The sequence below is a fragment of the Shewanella sp. Koi 1 genome, from assembly GCF_052907445.1.
In genome coordinates, this window is sequence record NZ_JBREJM010000001.1 from 874,364 (window position 1) to 896,795 (window position 22,432).

The following is a 22,432-nucleotide window of genomic DNA, read 5'->3' on the forward strand; positions in this document are numbered from 1 at the left end:
GCAATCACTGAGTGAAAATTCAACAGCATTTGCAATCGATAGTATGAGAATAATGCGTGTTAAGTCGCTGTATTTGATATGGAGATCACATTTGAACTGGAGATTAATAGCCCGTCAGCTCCATATAACCTGTGCCGCTATGGCTGCCTTTAAGTCCAATCGGCCCTTCCCAATACTGGGTGGATAACGCCATGGCACTATTGGGATTTAAAGGGGAAATGAGGATGTCGATTTGTTCGCTTGGGATTTGCACTTGCCAGCGAATTGGGTATTTACCCGTGCTGGTGGTTTGCCACTCGAGTGGGGTCATTTTTATCCCATCGGGGGTATCGCGGGAATTGATGTTGCGTCCGGTGCCATCGGCAAACATTCGTCTGGCGCTGTAAAAGGCTGACTGTGTTTGCACTTTATCGGAGGATTGTTCCCTGAGCTGAAATAGCATCAGCGCCGAACCATCATCTAACCTAAGGGCAAACCAATCCCAGCCCTGCTGGCTCTTGGTTAAAAACTGCGAGCTCCATTCTCTATCTAGCCAGCCTTGGCCTGTGACTTTCTCGACGCGGTTGTCCATTCGGCCATTGATCTTGATATGGCGGGTGATTTCGCCATGAATCGTGATAAAGGGTTGGCTGTAGTAGTAAGAGGCGACTTTGCCGTCGCGACTCTTAATGCTGTAACCCTTATCCCCTTGATATTGCAGTGGCGCTTGGCTGTTAAGCTCGAGTTGATAACTAAAGTCGTCGGTTGCAACGCTCAAAGTTGCAGGGAATAACTCATTTGACTGACTATGCCATTGCCAATTATCGAGGCGAATTTGGTAGGGATCTGCGCTCACTCCAGCAAGTGATGGATGCGCCCGCGACCATTTCTCATGGGCGAGGTGAGAAGTGCTGGAGGTGAGTGCGCTATGGGCAAAATAGAGCTGTTCAGTCGCCCAAGTGGACTTAGGATTAGGTTCCACGTTTTGCGATTCAGTGTGCTTAGGTTTTAGCGCTACCCTAAATTGCGTCCATTGGGCACCAAGTTGCTCACCATTCTCTGTGGTTAAATTGGCGGTGAGATACCACCATTCTTGACGAAAATCCTGATGGGCGAGGTGATCTTGAGGAAATTGAAAGTGGTTTCCTGGCGTCACCTTAGCAAAACTTTGGCTATCTGCGCTTGCTTGCCCAAGCATAGAACCCATGGATTGAGGCTCGGTCGTTGCAGGCGCGTGATCGCAGCCGCTTATTGTCGCAAGCAGTAAGCCACCTATGACACTCTTCAAGATAAAGCCTGCGCTTGTGCTGATCTTAAATCGCGTTGCAGACGCTGATTGATTAACTCGCCAAACCTTGGTTTGATGTACGCGTGCGCTCATAGGGTTTCCTGCTGCAAACTGGCGATTAAGGGCCTGCGGGTTTGCCAGTAAAGCGGTAAGAGTACGGCTAAGGTGCAGGTCACTAGGGCAATGAGGATGGCTTTTCCATAGGCAAACCAATCCCAGATCATCTTGATTGTCCAGCCGAAGGCCTGCAGGGTGATTTTATCAATTAATAAATACCCGAGCAGTGCGCCCGTAGGCATGGCCATCAGGCAGGTGATGACCACGACCAGCAGCATTTGGCTGAACACCATAGTTCGTAGCTTACTGCGACTCACCCCGAGGGAATACAGTCTTGCCAATGGCGCTTGTCGAGCTTGAGTTAACATCAAGCAGGCGCTAAATAGCCCTATGGCAGCCACCAGCAAAGTTAAGCTATTGAGCACTAAGGTGATTGAGAAGGTGCGTTTAAACATGGCAATGGCCTGAGCCTTAATCTTGGCTTGGCTGTAAATTTGCGCCTGCGCTAAGCCCAATGTAACGGCCAATTGCCCTTGCAGTTCATCTAGCTCTGCCTCGCTGAGTTTGCGCGGAGTCGCTGTTGTTTGAACTCCCGGCTCGACAGAGTGGAAACTGGCCGCAAGGCTAATGGGTAACACGGGTAGCTGCGCCTGTTGCCATAGCTTATGGCTGATGATGAGCTCATTGCGGGTATTGCCATGGTCGTAATAAATCCCCGCGATCACAACGGGATTATTGGCGGTTTTGTCCAACACGTTTAGCGCCACAGTATCCCCGAGTTGCAGCTGATACTTAATGGCCATAGGTTCGCTGACTAACACGTAATGTCCGTCAAAGTAGGTTTGCCAGAGATCCGGCAAGCTTTCTTTGAGTGTGCTGGTGTGTTGAATAGATGCATCATCTCGGCTAATTAGGTTGACTGGGATAGTTTGCGCCGCCCCTTGGGGTGAGACTTCGGCCTCCACTTGCCATTGCTGATACAGGCCACTTAGGCGAGGATCTTGGCTTAATTTATCGCGCACTTCGGCCATATGGTTGGCGCTGGGGCGCAGGTATAAATCGGCATGCAGACGGGTTTCTAACCAGCTTCTTAAGGTTTGCTCGAAGCTACCGACCAAGGTGTTCATCGACACATTGGCGCTCAGTGCCAGCAGTATCGCCATCATGGCGAGGGACAGTGGCGCGATAAGCTCGCGGGTTTCGGCGAGGAGATATTGCTTAAGTCCGGGGCGAGTCAATGGCAGCAGCAAGCTAACGCCCCAATGCAAGACTTGTGGTAATAACAATGGAATCGCAACGGCAACCATGCCCAACAATACCAAACTGGTGTTATAGCTTTGGCTGAAGGGCATGAGTATTGCGGCGAGCATGAGCAGGCTGCAGGCTAAGATAAACTGCCTGCCATGGGTTTTGTTGTGGGCCTGCGTTTGTTGATAACGATTAGCGCCTTGGGCAAGGGATTGGCGGGTTAAGTCAAAATACAAGGGTAAACAGGCGGCTAGGGCGGCGACTAAGGTGAGGGTTATCGCTTCGGCCAACCAACGCCATTGCCAAATCCCCGGCAACAAGTGGGCGCCGTAGAGCTGCTCTAAGGTCATAGCAACCATAGGTTGCAACCAGTGACTGAGCTGTAATCCTAAGATAAATCCCATTAGCGAGCCTAGCACCACCAACAGCAGCAACTCGCCAAGTAGGGCAAGCATGACTTCGCGCCGTGCTAAGCCCTGTTGCAGCAATTGGATTAATAGACGTTGGCGTTTCATCAGGCTGTAACGCACACCGTTATAGGCAATAAACAGTCCGACCACAAAGGCTAACATGCTCATCGCATTGAGGTTTAAATGAAAGCTGCGGGTAAGCGCCATCAAGGCTTGGCCTTGATCCTGTTGACTGTAACTGGCGCGAAGCGGCGTAATACCTAAGGTTTCGAGCCGCTGCTTTAAGGTGGGGAGCTTATCCCTGTCACTGAATAGGGCGATATAGCTGAGTTTGCCTTGCATCCCGAGCAACGTTTGGGCGAGGGATATATCGGTCAGAATCGCACTGCCTAGCCCCCAGCTATCATCGATACTAATGACCTTAAGCTTGTCTGGTGCAAAAGACACGGGCGCGAGGGCGAGTTGGCCATTGGGCGCGATCTTATTGGCAAGGCTCTGACTCATAACCACTATCGGCTCACCACTCATTAACTCGGCGAGCGGCAGTGCTCCCATCGACATCCTAGGATTGGCTGCTTGCTTTGTGCTGGTTTTGTGCTTTTGTCCCTCTTTTGAGCTTAGGCTCGCCGTCAGCGCGGCGACGATATCGCTGCCTTCAATTTGCCAGAACTGGCCGTTCAGGCCCGCCACTCTGCCACTGACAACCGCAAGGCTTTGGCTTATGCCCGCTTGGCGCAGGCTGAAATACACGGATTCGTCGAGGGTTTCTTGGCCAATCGGCGCGCTTAAGAGCACATCGGCTCGCTGGCTCAAGAGTTCTGTGGCCTCACTGTAGCTGCGAATGGCATTATCATTGGTGGCTTTAACCCCGATAAGCAAAGTCACGGCGAGGGCAAGGCCAAGCAAAATGGCACCCGCTTGCAGCGGCGCGTGGCGATAGTGGGCGACAAAGACCTTTAGTACCCAATAGATCCGCAGCCATGGGCGGTTTCTGGTTTGGCTGTGATTGGCCTTAGGGGTTAATGCTGGATTCATCATCTAGTTAACCGGAGATAGACACAGCGGCGTGGGAAAGATGCCAGCGTTTGTGCATAAAGGCGGCGCATTCTTCACTGTGGGTGACCATAAGTATGCTGGTTTGGCTTTCTTTGGCCAGTTCGCACAGCAGCGACATCACCTGTTTACCCGATTCATCATCGAGGTTGCCCGTGGGTTCGTCGGCCAGCAGTAAACTCGGGTTGTGGGCTAAGGCTCTGGCGATAGCAACCCTTTGCTGTTGCCCGCCTGAAAGTGCCTCGACCTGCCGATTGAGCAGTGAAGCCAGCCCCAATTTGTCGACGAGATAATCGCACCAAGGATTCCAACTGGCGCCGTTGAGATTGAGTGAAAAACCTATGTTGTTTCTCACATTGAGCGGCGTCAGCAGATTAAATTGTTGAAACACCACGCCCAAATGGTTGCGTCTGAACTCGCTCCAGTGTTTGTCTTGCCAATCTTGGGTGGATTGATGATTCAACACTATCTGGCCGTTGTCTGGCGTTTCAAAGCCTGCGATTAAATTTAGCAGTGTGCTTTTACCGCTGCCGCTGGGGCCCGTGAGTGCGATGGTCTCACCGCGATGCAAGGTTAAATCGACGGCTTGCAGTACGGTATGGCGCTGCTCGCCGTCGCGAAAACTTTTACTCACTTGGATAAGTTTGGCTACTTCTGACATTTATCCTTCCACCCTGGCAACATTTAGCCCGACTAAAGATAAAACATTTTATCTTCTGATAGATACTGCTATTTGGCCCTTAAGGTTCACTTTGCATCGATTCAGACTTAGGTTTTATGCTGTTTAAATTTTCTGCAATTGTGGCGTTTAGCTCGCATTCTGTGAGCGAATGGGCTTGAGCTATTTTTGTGTTTGTTGCATGCTGTGCGCCCTGTTAAATCGATAGCGGACTATCGATTTAACAATCCGTTCGGATGAAGGTAGCAGGAGAGTGGGGAATTAACCCCACACCGACGAGGCAACTTTGTTTTGGGATCTTTCCCGATACAAAGCACTCTTTCAGGTGCCGCAAGGCGTGGACTGTTACTGGACGAGCCTCTGGAGAGACTACCGATTGCGTTAAATCGCGATAATAGGTGGCGCCGAAGGCGAAAGTAGGTGCGTCGATGGATGCATTCTGCGAAACGCTCAGGCAAAAGGACAGAGGAGAGGATGACTGCACGGTCCCTGTCGTTTGTCTTTTGGACTTTACCCTGCCTTTATTGGCTGGGTGATAGTCTTTCTTTAGGCTGGCAGCGGTGTGTCACAGCCATTTCTTTTCCTCCTCCTTTATTAATTTAGTTGTTTAATAATTGAGGAATATCATGAGTTTTCAAGCTTTACTCAGCAGCCTGAACGGTATCGTTTGGGGGCCCGTTACCCTATGTTTACTTGTGGGCACGGGCATCTATCTCACCTTGCGTTTGCGGTTTATCCAAGTATTTCGTCTGCCAATGGCCCTTGGTTTATTGTTTAAACCCGCCAAAGGGCATGGGGATCTATCTTCCTTCGCCGCCTTATGCACGGCGCTGTCCGCCACCATTGGTACGGGCAATATTGTTGGGGTGGCAACCGCAATTAAGATGGGCGGCCCAGGAGCATTATTTTGGATGTGGTTGGCGGCCTTCTTTGGCATGGCGACTAAGTATGCCGAATGTATGTTGGCGGTAAAATATCGCACTACCGATGCGCGCGGGCAAATTGCGGGCGGCCCCATGTATTACATCGAGCGTGGTCTGGGCATACATTGGATGGCGAAGTTGTTTGCCCTGTTTGGCGTAGGGGTAGCGTTTTTCGGGATTGGGACTTTTGCCCAAGTGAATGCAATTAGCGATGCCCTGACCATTGCCTTTGAGGTGCCCACTTGGGCGACGGCACTGGTGCTCACCCTGTTAGTCGCGGCGGTGACCTTAGGTGGGGTGAAGCGTATTTCCAACGTGGCGCAAAAGTTAGTACCAGCGATGTCGATTGGTTATGTGCTGGCTTGTATATGGATTTTAGTGAGTTTTGCCGAATCGATTTTACCCGCATTGCAGTTAGTGGTGGAGTCGGCCTTTACGCCAGTCTCGGCGGCGGGCGGATTCTTAGGCGCGACTGTGGCGCAGGCGATTCAAATGGGGATTGCCCGCGGGGTGTTTTCGAACGAATCAGGCCTCGGTAGCGCGCCAATTGCCGCCGCGGCGGCGAAAACCAATGAGCCAGTTGAACAGGGTTTAGTCAGTATGACGGGCACCTTTTTCGACACTATCATCATCTGCACTATGACGGGATTGGTGCTGATTATCACTGGTGTCTGGAGCGGCGATACTGCAGGCGCAGCCATGACTAGCGCGGCCTTTAGCTTAGGCGGCTCGGCGGCCATCGGTCAGTATTTAGTCACCATCGCCTTGGTCTGCTTTGCGTTTACGACCATTTTAGGCTGGCACTACTATGGTGAACGTTGCTGGTACTATTTAGTGGGCGAACGTGGGCTGCGGGCCTATCAAATGCTGTTTTTAGGCCTGATTGCGGTCGGCGCCTTTATCAAGCTTGATGTGATCTGGTTATTGGCCGACACGGTCAACGGCTTAATGGCGATCCCGAATTTGATTGCGATTATTGGGTTAAGGCACGTCATCATTGCCGAAACCCAAAGCTATTTTGTTCGGACACTCTCAAACCGTACATTAGACCCAATTTATTAATGTTGTGAAAACAATATATTAGTTCACATTATTTTAACTTTGACATTGTCGCCGCAAGGTTCTTCGTTTACTTTAATAGGTGCTGTTCAAAAAATAGCACTTTAAAAACGAGAACTTTGAGGCGACGCCATGGACAGAAGTAAACTCCGCACCTTTCGCAGCAAGATCCTATCCCATATCGCACTGCCACTGATCTTAATCATGGCCGGCGTATATGGCATTAATTCTTGGTTTAATTACCTTTCTGCCGAGCGCAAGCTATACGACTCCTTAGCGCAGGAGTCGAATCATTCCGCCTATCGCTTACAGCTACTGCTTGAGCATGCACAGGCCAATACACAAGGTGTTGCGGATTTTATTGGTTTCATCTCCAATAAGGAGGGCATCAATAATAGTGAGAAAATCAAACGAGTGCTCACTAATCGCCTCGAACGTAACCCCGATTTCTACGGCTCCGCCGTCGCCTTTAAACCTTATACCTTCCCCGATAAAAAACTCTTTTCCCCCTATGTTTACCGCGATGGTGACAGTTTCCATTATCTAGATATTGGCGCCGAAGGTTATGACTACACAGACGGCTCTTGGGATTGGTGGTCTAAGGCCATTAATCAACCGGGGGGCTATTGGTCTAAAGCCTACTTTGACGAAGGTGCCGGTAACACCCTGATGGTGACTTACTCAGTCCCTTTTGGTCCTGAAAACGATTACTTTGGGGTGGCGACAGTCGACTTAGCCCTCGATAAGTTGCCCGAACAATTGGGAGTTCAGCCTAGTGAATTAGTGGTGCTGGATGATCAAGGGCGGCTTATCTTCCACAACGATAAAGAGAAAGTGCTCGCCGTGACCTCAGCCGAATGGCTCGATAGAAACACCCGCCGCAATAGTGACTTTTGGGCGCTATTGGATAAGGGGGTCAATGGCCAAGCCCGGTTTGTGGATGACAAGAACATAGTCTACCTCGCCAGTGTGGCTTCGGTCGCTAAGCTCAAATGGCGCGTCATTGTCATGGTGCCAGAGCATCAGTTGTTTACGACGCTATTAGATGATGTGGCTGCGGTGGTGCTTAACCTCAGCTTGCTCACGTTGCTATTGATATTGACCTGTTATATCGCCGCTAAACGTTTGACTCGGCCGCTTGAGGCGTTGGAGTCGGGCATTTTGGCCTTCGGTCAGGGTAAGGCCCAACAGTTAGCGATCCCCAAAGGCGCTGTGAGTGAGATAGTCACCTTAAGCAGTACCTTTAACCAGATGGCAGAGCTTCTCGCCGAGCGTGAGCAGGCGATTTTAGACTCCCGGGGTAACCGCTTCGCTCGGCTGATTGATGGCATGAGCGATAAGTCCTTCTACTGCTCGCTCGACCCTTCAGGGCAATTGGCGCAGGTGAGTGAGGGTGTCACTAAGGTCTTAGGCATGTCGCCCGAGCTGCTCAAGCGTAAGTACCAACGACTCTTTACCGCCAATCCCTTAAATGAAAAGAATTGGGAATACACAGACTTGGCCCTGAAGGGACAAAACGTCCCCTCCCACCAAGTGGAATTGCAGGATGCCAATGGCCATCCACGTATGCTCGACCTCTTTATGCAACCCTTGGTTTCTGATACGGGCGAGTTGATGTCGGTGGAGATGTTATTTACCGATGTGACGGAGCAGTTCTCCGCCGCCGCTTGGTCTAATGCCGTGCTTGAAGCGGCGCCAGAGGCCATGCTAATCGTGGACCAAATGGGGGTTATTGTCTTCAGTAACACTCGTTGCCAGCTCCTCTTTGGTTATGATGCTAACAGCATGTTGGGGTTACAGGTTGAGTCGCTTTTGCCCGAAACCATGCGCAGCAACCACGCTCGCGACCGCCTGCAATTTTTACGAGAAGGTCGCGATCGCCCTATGGCCAATGCGCGCCATGTTCGGGCGCTCAAAGCCGATGGCGGGGAGTTTGTCGCTGAAATCGCCTTAAGTATTTTACCTGCCGATCATGAAGGCCGCCGCCAAGTGGCAGCATCGATTAGGGATATGACCCAGAAGTTAGCGGTGGAGCAAAAAATTCGTGACAGCGAATTAAGGTTCCGCGGCTTGGTGACCAATATTCCCGGCGCCGTCTACCGCACTCGCATCGGTGATGTGTGGGTGATGGAATATGTCAGTGAAAACATTGCTGAAATTACAGGTTATGCCGCAAGCCAGTTTATTGAGAGCCGCCAACGAACCTTCGCCTCGTTGATCTTGGAAGAAGACCGTGAGCTCTGCCATCAGCATATCGATAGGGCGCTGGCGCAGCAGGAAACCTTTGAGGTGGAATACCGCATTCGCCACCGCGATGGCAGCGTGCGCTGGGTACATGAAAAGGGTAAGGCAAGTTACACCGATGAGGGCTTCCCACTGTGGTTCGACGGTAGTATCGATGATATTACCGAGAGTAAGCTGGCACTGGTTGAGCTTGAGAGTTCGCGTCAGCAGTTGACTAACATCACCGAATCCATCCCTTGTACCGTGTACCAATTGCGTTGGGTTTCCCCCGCGGATCGCACTTTTACCTTCCTCTCTGGTGCGGCGTTCCATATGTTAGGGCTGCACCGCGAAGATTTACTGAACGACTTTAATATTATCGCAGAGCGGATTTTTGAAGAAGAACGCCCCGAAGTTGTACGCGCCTTAGCGGGCAAGAGTGAGGACAAATTGCAATGGGTACGCGAGTTCCGTTATCGCCACCCTAATGGCAGCGTTCGTTGGATGGAGGCGGGGGCGAGCGGCCATATCAGCGACGACGGCGCCATTATCTGGAATGGCTATGTGATGGACATTACCGAGCGTAAGGCCATCGAGGAAGAGCTTGCGGTCAGCGAAGCGCACTTTAAGGCGCTATTCGATGGTTCTACCATAGGTATTGTGAACGTCGATGCCAAAGGGGTGATCCTCGACTGTAACGACCAATATTGTGAAGACATGGGCCAATCCCGAGAGTCCCTCTGTGGCATGTCGATTTTCGAGGTCTTAAGCCTACAGGATAAAGAAGCGGCTAAGGCGCAATTTAAGGAGTTAGCCGAAGGTCGAGTCGACCATTATCGTGGCGAGCGCAGCTTTATTCGCCCCAATGGTGAGCCGCTGTGGATGACGGTCAATGTGTCGGCACTGTTCAATAGCCAGAAACAGTTTGAATCGGCCGTGGTCAGTATGGTCGATATGACCGAGTTAAAACTCTTATCTAACGAGCTGCTAGTCGCTAAGGAAGAGGCGGATGCAGCGAGTAAAGCCAAGGGTGACTTCCTCGCCAACATGTCCCACGAAATCCGTACGCCAATGAATGCGATTATCGGTATGTCGCAGCTTTGTTTGCAGACGGAACTCGATAAGAAGCAGAAAAATTATGTGGAGAAAATTGAGCGCGCCTCAAAATCCTTGCTCTCCATCATTAACGACATCCTCGACTTCTCCAAAATTGAAGCCGGTAAGTTAGATATCGAATCGGTTCCCTTCCAGCTCGATACTATGTTGGAAGATCTCAGCGATATGTTCTCCGAGAAGGCGGCCCATAAACAGCTTGAACTGCTGTTTGCAGTGGCGCCGAATGTGCCTAGGCACTTATTTGGTGATTCGCTGCGCCTTGGACAAGTGCTGATCAACTTGATGAACAACGCGATTAAGTTTACCGAGCGGGGCGAAGTGTTGTTATCGCTCAACTTGGTTGAGCAGCAAAATGATGATGTGGTGCTGCGCTTTAGTGTGCGCGACAGCGGTATCGGCTTAACCGCCGAGCAGCAGGCCAAACTGTTTAAATCCTTCAGTCAGGCCGACACCTCGACCACTCGTAAATATGGTGGCACAGGCTTAGGGTTGGCGATTTGTAAGCAGTTAGTCGAACTGATGGGCGGCACTATTGGGGTTGAAAGCCAGTTCGGCCACGGTAGTACCTTCTACTTTACCGTTAAGTTGCAGATTTCTAGCGGTCAAAAGCTGACGGTTGCGCAAGAACTCGAAGGTATGTCAATTCTGGTTGCCGATGATAATGCTACCGCCCGTGACATCATGCGCACCACATTAGAGAGCATGGGCTTTAGGGTGGATACGGTGCGCTCCGGTGAAGAGGCTGTAACGCGTTGTAGCCAGCAGGAATATGCCGTCGCCCTGATCGACTGGAAAATGCCGAATCTTGACGGAATAGAAACGGCCAAACAGATCAAACAACTGGCGAAGAACGCGCCGCGGATCTTGATGGTGTCGGCCCATGCTACCCAAGAGTTCTTAAGCCAAATTGAAGCGTTGGGCTTAGCGGGCTATATCAGTAAACCCATCAGTGCCTCGCGGTTGCTCGATGGTATTATGAATTCCCTTGGTCGAGCTGGCGTCCTGCCTGTCAGACGTAACAGTGAGAGCATAGATCCTAAACTTCTGCTGCCGCTTAAGGGCAAACGTATCCTCTTGGTGGAGGATAACGAGATGAACCTTGAGGTGGCCACCGAGTTTTTAGAACAGGTGGGGATTATTTTATCTATCGCCACCAACGGTCAGATTGCGCTCGATAAGCTGGCGCAGCAGAGTTTCGATCTGGTGTTGATGGATTGCCAGATGCCAGTGATGGACGGTTATCAGGCCACTCAGGCGATTAGAAAACGGCCAGAACTTGCCGAGTTGCCCGTGATTGCGATGACGGCTAATGCGATGGCGGGTGATAAGGAAATGTGTTTAAAAGCAGGGATGAATGATCATATCGCTAAGCCGATAGAGGTCAACTTGCTGTATCAAACCCTGCTTAAATACTTAGGTGGCGGTGTGCCACCAGCCGAGGGTGATGCACCGAGTCAATTAGTTGAAATCCCTGTTAAACCTATCAACTTAGATTCAGATTCAGTAGTGAAATGGCCCGAACATCCTGAGCTGGATATCGATAGGGGGCTACAGTTAGTTCAAAACTCGACTCGCCTTTATCAACGGATATTCGATCGTTTTGTGACCAGTCAACGTAATGTGGTTGAACAGATTAATAAAGCGATCGCCAGCGATAAACGTGACGATGCCGTGCGAATGGCGCATACCTTGAAGGGGCTCGCGGGGAACTTAAGCTCTAGTAAGCTGGTGGAATTGGCCCGCCAACTAGAACTGCACCTTAGTGAGAAGAGCGAATATCAAACTGAGTTAGACCAAATCCAAACCTTAGTGGCGTCGATTTGTGATGCCATTGAGCGGGTCAGGCCGCAGTTTGAAGAGTCCACTCCCTCGACGGCGGAGCATCTGTCGCAGGAGGCGCTGGTGAACGCCTTAACTCAGTTGCGCCAAAGCTTAGAGGATGCCGATTCCGATGCGGTGACACAAATCGATGCATTAAAACCTCAAGTGAGTAGCAAGTTATGGCAGCAGCTCAGTCCTGCGCTGACTATGATTAATCAATACCAATTTGATGAAGCCGTGGATTTGATAGATGACGTGCTTGCGGAATTAGCGTGACAACCGGTCAATGAGGTGCGGTAGTTGACCATAAATAAAGCCACAGGATAAGGTGAAAGTGTTGATGGATAAGGCAACGATATTGGTCGTCGATGATACACCGGAGAATATTGATATTTTAGTGGGTATCCTCGGTGAGGATTATAAGGTCAAGGTGGCGATTGATGGACCAAGAGCGCTCGCCCTTGTAGCCAAAACCCTACCGGATTTGATTTTACTCGACGTAATGATGCCCGGCATGAATGGCTATGAAGTGTGTAAGTTGCTTAAGCAGGAACCCTTAACTTGCCATATTCCGGTGATTTTTGTGACCGCCTTGTCTGAGGTGGCCGACGAGACTCAAGGGTTTGAGTTAGGCGCCGTCGATTACATTACTAAGCCTGTGAGTGCTCCCGTGGTAAAAGCGCGGGTGCGAACCCATCTAGCGCTGTACGATCAAAAGCGCCTACTAGAGCAACAGGTTAAAGAGCGCACCCAAGAGTTAGAAGAAACCCGCTTCGAAATTATCCGCCGCTTAGGCCGCGCCGCCGAATACAAAGACAACGAGACGGGCCTGCACGTGGTGCGAATGAGCCACTATGCACGGATGCTGGCCGTGAAATTAGGCTTGCCTAGTACCTTCTGCGAGCTGTTGTATAACGCCGCGCCGATGCACGACATTGGGAAAATCGGCACTCCCGATGCGGTGCTTAAAAAGCCCGGTAAGCTTGATGCCGATGAGTGGGAAATCATGCAGCAACATGCCGCCATTGGCGCTGAGATCATTGGCGAACATGGCGATCCACTGCTGCAAATGGCGCGGCGCATCGCCTTAACTCACCACGAAAAATGGGATGGTTCGGGTTATCCTAATGGCTTGTCTGGGGAAAATATTCCGATTGAAGGCCGAATTGTGGCGATAGCGGACGTCTTCGATGCGCTGACTTCGCGCCGTCCTTACAAGGAGCCGTGGACAATCGAAGCCACAGTCGAGTTACTCGAAAGCCAAGCGGGAAAACACTTTGACCCTAAGCTGGTGGAGGAGTTTAAACAAATTCTGCCGGAAGTCGTGGCTATTCGAGACACTTACATCGAGCATTAAACAAAAAAGGCGCCTAGGGCGCCTTTTTCAATAGCAACTCTTTGTTCGCTCGCGGCCAACTATTCCTCTTCGAGCGAGTAGGGCAGCGCTTGGATCCCTAAGCTGGATTGCTCGTCATCAGCGAAACGCAGCTTGGCATCATTCGCGGTATCGTTAGCGAGAACGGCAGTCAGTAGGACTTGATTGCCACGCTGCACGAACTCAATAATTTGTCCGCCCTTGCGATAGCCATCTTCTAATGCAATCTCGATAACGCTTTCTAAATTAATCGTTAACGCCGTCGTGCCCTGAAGAATATAGAGTGCGCGCTTGTTACCGCCACGGTATTTAGTGCGGGCAACGGTTTCTTGACCCATATAGCAGCCTTTGTTGAAGCTAATGCCATTTATGGCCTGCAGGTTACACATCTGCGGCACATATTGGTTAGCATGGCTAGGGGCTAGATTAGGGTAGCCTGCTGCAATTTCTAAGGCTTGCCAAGCGCTGGCATCAAACACTGTATGCTCGCCCACTAAGGCCGTTACCGCTTCTGGCTGCAGCACCAGAATAAAACGGTCCGCATCCTTTAGAATGGCGCCATGTTCAACCAGTGTGAGTTCTTCAGTGATTTCACCGAAGTGTTGCGTCACAAACGGTACTGCTTGTTCGCCCGCCACACCGAGTAATGTCCACTCAGCAGTCGCATTTGTGAGGGTTGCCTTGCTAAATACGGCATATTTTTGCAGTTGCGGCAGGTCGAGCTCTAGGGTGTCCTTTGGCATCAGCATCAACAGCGCATCTTGGATGGCGAAGGTGCGGAAGCTGGCGAGCATCTTACCCTTAGGATCGCAATGTGCGCCCCAGCGCCATTGGTTGGCTTCGAGTGAGCTGATATCCGTGGTGACTTGACCATGGATAAAACTGCGACCCTGTTCGCCGACCACTTTGATGAGGCCGAGGTGGGATAGGTTGGCGAGCATAAGTGGAGGCATTGAGGCGTCCAGATCCCAAGTGGGTGTCGAAACTGCAATAGTCATAGCGGAGATCCTGAAAATGAAGACGATGCAAGAGGCTAGATTGTAGCGGAATTAAGCGGCGCTCAAAAGCATAAGGCGCACATATCTTGAATGAAATGTGCGCCTTATAAATACACTCAAACTGAGTGCGAAATGCCTTAGAACAATACGCGGGTGCGCAGAGTGCCTTCAATGGCCTTAAGTTCGACCAGTGCTTCCTCGGCTTGGTGAGTATCGACTTCCATCACCACATAACCGATTTCAGCTGTGGTTTGCAGATACTGAGCGGCAATGTTGATGCCTTTTTCAGAGAAAGCTTTGTTGATTTTGATCAGCACGCCAGGACGGTTTTGGTGAATGTGCAGTAAGCGCGAAATGCCTTTGTGCATTGGCAGCGACACTTCAGGGAAGTTAACCGCAGAAACGGTCGAACCGTTGTCTGAGTATTTGGCTAACTTACCAGCTACTTCGATACCGATGTTTTCCTGAGCTTCGGCAGTACTGCCGCCCACGTGCGGGGTCAACAGCACATTGTCTAAGCCACGTAATGGGCTGATAAACTCATCATCATTCGATTGTGGCTCGACTGGGAATACGTCGATTGCCGCGCCTGCAAGGTGACGCTCTTTAAGAGCAACTGTCAGGGCATCGATATCAACCACAGTGCCGCGTGAGGCGTTGATAAAGATGCTGCCTTTACGCATAGCGGCAAATTCCGCGGTGCTGATCATATCTTTGGTTTGCGCTGTCTCAGGAACGTGCAAACTGATCACATCGGACTGTGCCAGTAATTGTTCCATCGAATGGATTTGTTGGGCATTGCCTAATGGTAGTTTGTCTTCGATATCGAAAAACACTACGCGCATGCCTAAGGTTTCAGCCAAGATCCCAAGCTGTGTACCAATATGGCCATAACCTATCACACCTAAGGTTTTGCCACGGACTTCGTAACTGCCGGCGGCCGTTTTCATCCAGCCACCACGGTGGGCGATGGCATTACGTTCAGGAATGCCGCGCATCAACATGATGATTTCGCCTAATACCAGTTCAGCCACGCTGCGGGTATTGGAAAACGGTGCGTTAAACACGGGGATACCGAGTAATTCGGCAGTCGCCAGATCCACTTGGTTAGTACCGATACAGAAACAACCAATCGCAATCAGTTTTTCGGCACGCTTCAATACATCAGCCGTTAATTGGGTACGGGAACGAATACCAACAAAGTGAGCATCTTTGATGGACTCGAGCAGGGCTTCATCACCTAAGGAGGCTTTGTGATACTCGATATTGGTGTATCCAGCACGTTCAAATACATCGACCGCAGATTGGTGGACGCCTTCCAACAACAGGATCTTGATCTTATCCTTGTCCAGCGAATGTTTCGCCATGATATGGGTACCCTCTAATTAATTGAAATTGTTCTGTGTGATATGCTGACAGCCTTGGCCTTCCAAAGTAGCACTTTTTTTGCTCACTGTGGAGGGCTAGATGGCTAAAGTTAATATTCTAGAATTAGAACAATATCGCATAAGAGGAAGGAACATTGAATAACAAAATCATTTGGTGCGGTATTTACCTCTCAGTTTTAATATGGTCGGCGATAAAACCCGCAGATCCATTCACTTGGTGGCTCGAAGCCTTGCCCGCATTAGTGGCCGTGCCCTTGCTCTTTTTTACCCGTAAGGGGTTTCCGCTGACGCCCTTAGTGTATTTTTTGGTGCTGGTGCATTGCTGTGTGTTGTTTGTTGGCGCGCACTATACCTATGCCGAAGTGCCACTGTTCGATACGATTGCCCAGTGGATGGGCACTGAACGCAACAACTACGACAAGGTCGGGCATTTCGCCCAAGGTTTTATTCCTGCCATGTTAGCCCGTGAGATTATGTTACGTAATCAAGCCGTAAAATCTGGTGCTTGGTGTGCCTTTTTAGTCACCTGCTTTGTGTTGGCCTTTAGTGCCTTCTACGAACTGATTGAATGGTGGGTGGCCGCTGCGACGGGTGAAGGCGCCGAGGCTTTTTTAGGCACTCAGGGTTATGTGTGGGATACCCAATCGGATATGTTTTTAGCCTTGATAGGTGCGATTGTCGCGCTAATTAGTTTATCCCGTGTGCAGGATAAGCAAATCGCGAAACTTACCGGCCACGCGTAAGCGCGATATTTCACCGCTCACTGCTCACTCCTAAGACTGCCTTAGGAGGGATTTTTTATTCCTTAAACTGTCATCTTTCGTTGTTAGTTTTTTGTTTAAACTTTCGATTGAGAACCCTATAGACTAAGGTGTAGACCTGACATACTGAGCTCAAGCCCTAGGATTAATCACTATTTATCGATAACGTTATGGTCTGTTAGTCGAACTTACACCATAAAAAGAGTGATTATTTAGTACATTTGGGTGATGGCATTCATGCGGTAACTAGTCAAAATGGGTTATGTTAATTAATTGTACTTTGTGTACATTTGCCCTCTTCAGTTCAGCATTAGGCTATAAAAACTAAATACTTTTCAGGGAGAAGAGTAAAGTGAATACTATCAACGAGTTAGTTTTTCTGCATCAAGTGGCTGCGCCTTGCCATTTGGCGATACTCGCAGAATCTATCGGATTAAAAACACGGATTGTTAAACAGGCTTCCGAACTAAATTTAGATAAAGGGCAACGCAGTTTTTGCCTTATCGCCCAAAAAGGCGCTGCCTTAGATAATAAAGGCATTCCGCTGTTGGCCTCACGTCTGGTGCCCCATGTTCCCGTCGCTTTGTATCAAGTCGAGCGTAATTCCTTAGACCAAGAGTCAGCCATGTTGCTGGGGATCCGCGGTTTGTTATTTGCGGATCAGCGCATGGATTTGATGCTAACAGGGCTGCGCAAAATGGTGGCCGATGAGCTTTGGTACGATAGAACCTTACTCAGTAAGATGTTTCGCCGGGTGGTGCAAAAGTTGGATGGGCAAAATGATATGCCCGCCGATACTGTTGCCATGTTGCAAGCGCTTACGTCGAGGGAGCGAACCATTATTCAGTTCGTCTCTAGCGGCGCGCGTAATAAGGAAATCGCCCATCGACTCTGCATCAGTGAGCATACGGTGAAGGCGCATATTTCCTCTATTTTCCGCAAGACCCAGTCCCGAAATCGTGTCGAGCTATTGCGTTGGGCTCAGACCTATCAAACACATTTTGAGTTTTGCAGTTAAGTTCAAAGCTTACGCCTTAAATGCACTAAGGTGAGTTGCGAGTGAATTGGGCCGGTGATTTACATCGGTAAGATAAGACGAGCGGCAACTCACTTTTGCGCTTTATATGCAAACAAAAACGGGAACATGATTCATGTTCCCGTTTTTATTGGGCCGCCTACAGCAGACGGCCTATCGATAGAGATTAGTACTGAACAACGGTCGCAACGTTCATATCACCAGTTTGGTTAACGCTGATGCTGTTGCTGTTGCCTGCTTGCGAACCAACAACTAAGTTGTCATTACCTGTTTGGGTAATCATTAGGCTGTTGTTATCACCACGCACACCAAATGAGCTTGATGCGAATGAAGTGCCGCTATCGCCACCTACCCAGTTACCGTTACCCGCTTGAGTGATTTGAGCTGAGTTTTCATCACCTTCGATGATTAAATCGATAAGGTTCAGATCGCCACGGTGTTGCAGTGCAGTCACATCGGCGTTGTTGTTACCCGTTACACTGATGATAGTCTCGTTTTGATCACCATCTTGCTCAACATCTACTTCGTTATCGTTACCCACGGCATCCACATAAGCGAAGTTTGTATCACCTTCTTGGCTGATTTCGATGCTGTTGTCTTCACCTGTTGCGAAGGCAACCAGTTCGTTGTTATCACCCTTAGAAGATAGGTCGAAATCGTTGTCAGTACCGTAAGCACCAAAGGTTGCGAAGTTAGCATCACCACGTTGTTTTAAGTCAACGTCGTTGCTATCGCCCCATACTTGGAACTCTGCACCGTTGCTGTCGCCACGTTGTTTGATAGTGATATCGTTGTCGTTACCTTGGATGTCGGCAACTAAAGTATCGCCTACAGTGTTGCGGTTGCCGTCTTGAGCGATATCGATGCTGTTGTCATCACCCGTGGTCATTGACAGGTAAGCAGTGTTGCTGCTGCCTTCTTGTTTCATGGTGATGTCGTTCTCGCTACCCGCTAAGGCGTAAACGAAGCCAGTATGGCTTTCACCCTTTTGATAGATATCGACGCTGTTGTCGTTACCCGCGATGCCTTTAGCCGCACCAAAGTTGTTGTTACCAATCTGTTCAACCGATACGTCGTTGTTATTGCCCACGTTAGCGGTCAGGTCGAGTGCGATTAAACCCGCTTGGTTGTTGCTACCGTATTGCTTGATGTCGCCATCGTTGTTATCGCCTTGAACGCGGAATACTGCGAGGTTGGCATCACCTTCTTGTTCTACGAAGGCGCTGTTTTCGTTGCCAGTGATTTCAACGTAGCTTTCGTTCACTTCACCTAATTGGTTCACAGAAACCAGGTTGTCGTTACCAGTGATGTCGTTGCTGCTTTGGTTGAAGAAACCATCCTGCGCTACTTCAGCTTCGTTGTTATTGCCAGTGACGTTAACTGATGCAACATGCCAATCCGTTTGTTGAGTCACAGTGACTTGGTTGGCATCACCCGTTGAGTTAACTTGCGCTTCATGCCACACACCGTCTTGTAATACGGTGGCAACTTGGTCGTTACCCGTTTGAGTAACTGCAGCAGCGTTAATTAACCCAGTTTGCGCCACTAAGGTGTCTTGACCTTGGCCAGTTTGTTCAACGCTGATGTCGTTAATGAGACTGGCTGCAAATGCCTGGCCACTTAAGCCAGTCGCAATAGCTAGCGCAATGAGTGATTTTTTCGCTTGTGATTTCATGTGACTCTCCCTGTTTAATACTGAGTTATTGAGATTGCAGCACCATCTGCAATCTGCTGGATCGAAAAATTGCCGCTTCCTAGTTGGTTCAATTGCACCAAATTGTCATTGCCAATCTGGGTGATTGAAGCCGTGTTTTGAGTGCCGACTTGCAGTAGTTGGACTTCATTGTTGGAACCAATCTGTGTCACAAGTGAAACGTTGTCGTTACCTGCTTGCGTCGCATAGGCGCTGTTATCGCTGCCCGATTGGATCACTATCGCTTGGTTTGCCGTACCTTGCTGCACTAGGTCGATAAGGTTATCGCGCCCAGAACGCTCAATGAGCGCCTGCAGGGTAATGGGCAGTTCACTGACATCTGCCGCTTGGCTGGGTGTCAGACAACTACATAACAAGATGAGCAGTACCAAAAAGCGTGTTAATAGACTTGGCACAAGTGACTCCTTGTATGTATAGGTGTTTTGGCTGGCTGAAAAACACACCAACCAATTCAGGCATCAAGGTACGAGTCATAGGGCCGAGAGACAATTGGCCGAAAGGGTATTTATTTGTTGGGGAGTAATTGCCAGCTAGGTTGGATTAACTTTTGTTAATCCTATGATAAATCAGTTTATTGTCTATTTACGCGCCGTACGTCTTCCCTTTTAACCTACCAAGTCGGTCTAGTAGTTAAGTCGTATTTCGCTGTGGGCGGCTTTTTTAAGTTGAAACATTATGGCAACAATTTACCGGCAAACATGCTGGATGTTCGTCGCTATTATCCAATCAATTTTGAGCGGAGGCTGCGTAATTGCGGTTCCAGAATTTCAACGTAAAGGACTATAGGAAGCTCAATATGTCGATAAAACTCTCACCACTGGCGTTAGCAATTGCAGGAGCGATGACACTGTCAGCCGTGCCCGCTATGGCAAAAGATGCCCCTGTCTATGAAAAAGATGCCATTCTCGTGGTGTATAAAGACAATGCGACGAAGGCGGAGCGCTCAGCGGCTCAGCGTTTAATTCGTGGCACCTTAACCGATGCCAATGCGGATGGTGTCGATGATAAGTTCCAGCATTTACTCAATGGCAAACTGGCACGTTTAGCCCTGCGTAAGGGCGCCAATATTGAAGATGCGATTAAGGTAATTAGTCGTCATCCGGCGGTGAAATATGCCGAACCTAACTATATTCTCAAGGCGATAGGCACGCCTGATGATCCAAGCTTTGCTAGCCTGTGGGGCATGAATAACACGGGACAAAACGGTGGCACCGTCGATGCGGATATCGATGCACCAGAAGCGTGGGAAATCACTACCGGCAGTTCGGATGTGGTGATTGGGGTGATTGACACTGGGGTGGATTACAATCATCCCGATCTACAGGCCAACATGTGGGTGAATGCTGGCGAGATCCCAGGTAACGGCATCGACGATGACGGCAACGGCGTGATCGACGATGTTCACGGTTACAGCGCGGTCAATAATAACGGTAACCCAATGGACGGCAACGGCCACGGTACCCATGTGTCTGGCACTATTGGCGCTAAAGGCAATAACGGCGTGGGTGTTGTTGGGGTGAACTGGGACGTTAAAATTGCCGCCTGTCAGTTCTTGGATGCCGATGGTTATGGTTCTACCGCAGGCGCGATTGCCTGTCTGGACTACTTTACCGATCTTAAGGTTAATCATGGCGTTGATATCAAAGCTACCAATAACTCTTGGGGCGGCGGCAGCTTTAGCCAAGCCTTAAAAGATGCGATTGAAGCGGGTGGTGAAGCAGGCATTTTATTCGTTGCAGCAGCGGGTAATGACGCGGTGGACAATGATGCCAGTCCACATTATCCCTCAAGCTATGACTCGGATGTGGTGTTGTCTATTGCCAGTACCGACCGTAATGACCGTATGTCAGATTTCTCACAGTGGGGCTTAACCAGTGTTGATATGGGCGCGCCTGGCACGGCGATTCTGTCAACCATCCCAGGCGGTGGCTATGCCACTTACTCTGGTACCTCAATGGCGACGCCCCATGTGACAGGTGCGGCGGCACTCGTATGGTCATTAAATCCAGATCTCTCGCCAGTAGAAATGAAATCCTTACTGATGGCGTCGGGTGATGCGAATGCGGACCTCACTGGTAAAACCGTGGCAGGGACTCGCCTCAATGTGGCAAATGCCTTAGAGCAGGCAAATCCATCTCCTAGCTATAAGTTTACCGTATCGCCAGCATCGCAATCGGTCGAAGCGGGTAACACGGCAAGTTATAACTTTAGTGTCGGTAGTGTGGCAGGGTGGGAAGGTGATGTGGCTCTTAGCGTAGCCGTGTCTCCAGCGCTTGAAGGCGTATCCTTATCAGCCTCAACTGTTTCTGCTGGTGGTTCATTTACCTTAGATGTTGCGACAACGGCGCAAACTGCTTGGGGTGATTACAGCATCACAGTAACAGGTTCCGATGGCACCATTGAAAAGTCTAAAGTTGTTTCACTGAATGTATTCCCTCAGGGATTAAATGACTTTAGCTATGGCAATGAAAACGCTGTTGCTATCCCTGATAACAACGCTAATGGTGTGGTGAGCACTATCGACGTGACCGACGATGTGCAGATTTTTGGTGTGACCGCCGATGTGAATATCAGCCACACTTGGATTGGTGACTTACGTGTCGTGTTAACCTCTCCAGCGGGCACCGAAGTGGTTCTGCATAACCGTGAGGGCGGCAGCGCCGACAACATCGTTAAGAGTTGGGACTTAAGCGCGTTTGACGGTGAAAATGCACAAGGTACTTGGTCATTATCTGTTGACGACAATGCGGGCGCGGACACGGGCACTCTGAATAACTGGGGCTTAGTTATCAGCGGTTTAGGTGAAGCGTCTCCTGCGGCACCTGTTGCAGGTTTCGAGTATGCGGTTGAAGGTTTAAGCGTTGCCTTCACTAACACCAGTACCGATGCAAATGATGATATCGTGAGCTATAGCTGGGACTTTGGTGATGACACAAACTCTAGCGAAATGAACCCAAGCCATGTGTTTGCTGCCGCTGGTACCTACAGAGTGTCGCTTACCGTGACTGACGCCATGGAGCATAGCAACACTGTGACCATGGAAGTACAAGTGTATGAGCATAGCATCAGTGCCGCTGTGACTCGTGCGTTAGTCTCTCGCCGTGGCAGTGCTATGGTTGACCTCACATGGGATAGCGCCTTAGGTGAAAGCGTCGCCCTGTACCGTGATGGCGAGTTAGTGGCCACGACTGAAAACGATGGTAACTACCGCGATCGCTTCACAACGACGGCATCGAGTGTGACGTACCAAGTGTGTGAAACCACAGGCTCACTCTGCTCTGCGGCGGTTGTCGCGCAGTTCTAA

General features: G+C 50.0%; 12 protein-coding genes, 1 pseudogene and 1 riboswitch. Of the genes and pseudogenes, 6 read left to right on the top strand and 7 right to left on the bottom strand.

Features of this window, described 5'->3' with window-relative positions; translation table 11 throughout:
- Window positions 1-103: 103 nt before the first annotated feature.
- From ACUZ8J_RS03940 to ACUZ8J_RS03950, 3 genes and pseudogenes are all read right to left on the bottom strand, one after another.
- On the bottom strand, window positions 104-1,360 hold the full coding sequence (locus ACUZ8J_RS03940) for a lipocalin-like domain-containing protein (protein ID WP_446693130.1): 1,257 nt from the start codon (window positions 1,358-1,360) through the stop codon (window positions 104-106).
- Window positions 1,357-4,020 (bottom strand): FtsX-like permease family protein, encoded by a 2,664-nt coding sequence (locus tag ACUZ8J_RS03945; protein WP_446693131.1) that lies wholly within the window; start codon window positions 4,018-4,020, stop codon window positions 1,357-1,359. The genes ACUZ8J_RS03940 and ACUZ8J_RS03945 overlap by 4 nt, the downstream gene beginning before the upstream one ends.
- 154 nt (window positions 4,021-4,174) lie before the next feature.
- A pseudogene (locus ACUZ8J_RS03950) lies at window positions 4,175-4,696 on the bottom strand (ABC transporter ATP-binding protein); the annotation flags it as partial.
- 368 nt (window positions 4,697-5,064) lie between these two features.
- Window positions 5,065-5,190: riboswitch (glycine riboswitch) on the top strand.
- A gap of 150 nt (window positions 5,191-5,340) precedes the next feature.
- Here ACUZ8J_RS03950 and ACUZ8J_RS03955 point away from each other — a divergent pair.
- The 3 genes from ACUZ8J_RS03955 (at window position 5,341) to ACUZ8J_RS03965 (ending at window position 13,213) form a co-directional block, all read left to right on the top strand.
- Entirely contained in the window at window positions 5,341-6,699 is a 1,359-nt protein-coding gene (locus ACUZ8J_RS03955; protein ID WP_446693132.1) for an alanine/glycine:cation symporter family protein, read from the top strand.
- 129 nt (window positions 6,700-6,828) lie between these two features.
- Window positions 6,829-12,132: a PAS domain S-box protein gene (locus ACUZ8J_RS03960; protein WP_446693133.1), complete on the top strand. Its 5,304-nt coding sequence runs from the start codon at window positions 6,829-6,831 to the stop codon at window positions 12,130-12,132.
- Between the two features lie 64 nt (window positions 12,133-12,196).
- Window positions 12,197-13,213, top strand: coding sequence for a response regulator (locus ACUZ8J_RS03965; protein ID WP_011718212.1), 1,017 nt, complete (start codon window positions 12,197-12,199; stop codon window positions 13,211-13,213).
- Window positions 13,214-13,272: 59 nt separating this feature from the next.
- Here the strand turns inward: ACUZ8J_RS03965 and ygfZ are convergent, their stop codons facing one another.
- Entirely contained in the window at window positions 13,273-14,229 is a 957-nt protein-coding gene (ygfZ, locus tag ACUZ8J_RS03970; RefSeq protein ID WP_446693134.1) for a tRNA-modifying protein YgfZ, read from the bottom strand.
- Between the two features lie 137 nt (window positions 14,230-14,366).
- Entirely contained in the window at window positions 14,367-15,596 is a 1,230-nt protein-coding gene (gene serA / locus ACUZ8J_RS03975; protein WP_086903786.1) for a phosphoglycerate dehydrogenase, read from the bottom strand.
- A gap of 155 nt (window positions 15,597-15,751) precedes the next feature.
- Here serA and ACUZ8J_RS03980 point away from each other — a divergent pair, with 155 nt between their 5' ends.
- Both ACUZ8J_RS03980 and ACUZ8J_RS03985 read left to right on the top strand, forming a co-directional pair.
- Window positions 15,752-16,360, top strand: coding sequence for a DUF2238 domain-containing protein (locus ACUZ8J_RS03980; RefSeq protein WP_446693135.1), 609 nt, complete (start codon window positions 15,752-15,754; stop codon window positions 16,358-16,360).
- Window positions 16,361-16,730: 370 nt separating this feature from the next.
- On the top strand, window positions 16,731-17,396 hold the full coding sequence (locus ACUZ8J_RS03985; protein WP_011621517.1) for a helix-turn-helix transcriptional regulator: 666 nt from the start codon (window positions 16,731-16,733) through the stop codon (window positions 17,394-17,396).
- A 184-nt stretch (window positions 17,397-17,580) separates the two neighbouring features.
- Here ACUZ8J_RS03985 and ACUZ8J_RS03990 read toward each other — a convergent pair whose 3' ends face one another.
- The gene (locus ACUZ8J_RS03990) at window positions 17,581-19,089 is read right to left on the bottom strand and encodes a curlin (RefSeq protein WP_446693136.1); all 1,509 of its coding nucleotides are present in this window, start codon (window positions 19,087-19,089) and stop codon (window positions 17,581-17,583) included.
- A gap of 14 nt (window positions 19,090-19,103) precedes the next feature.
- Entirely contained in the window at window positions 19,104-19,523 is a 420-nt protein-coding gene (locus tag ACUZ8J_RS03995) for a curlin (RefSeq protein WP_011718206.1), read from the bottom strand.
- Window positions 19,524-19,924: 401 nt separating this feature from the next.
- On the opposite strand from ACUZ8J_RS03995, the gene ACUZ8J_RS04000 reads away from it, so the two are divergent.
- On the top strand, window positions 19,925-22,432 hold the full coding sequence (locus ACUZ8J_RS04000; RefSeq protein WP_446693137.1) for a S8 family serine peptidase: 2,508 nt from the start codon (window positions 19,925-19,927) through the stop codon (window positions 22,430-22,432).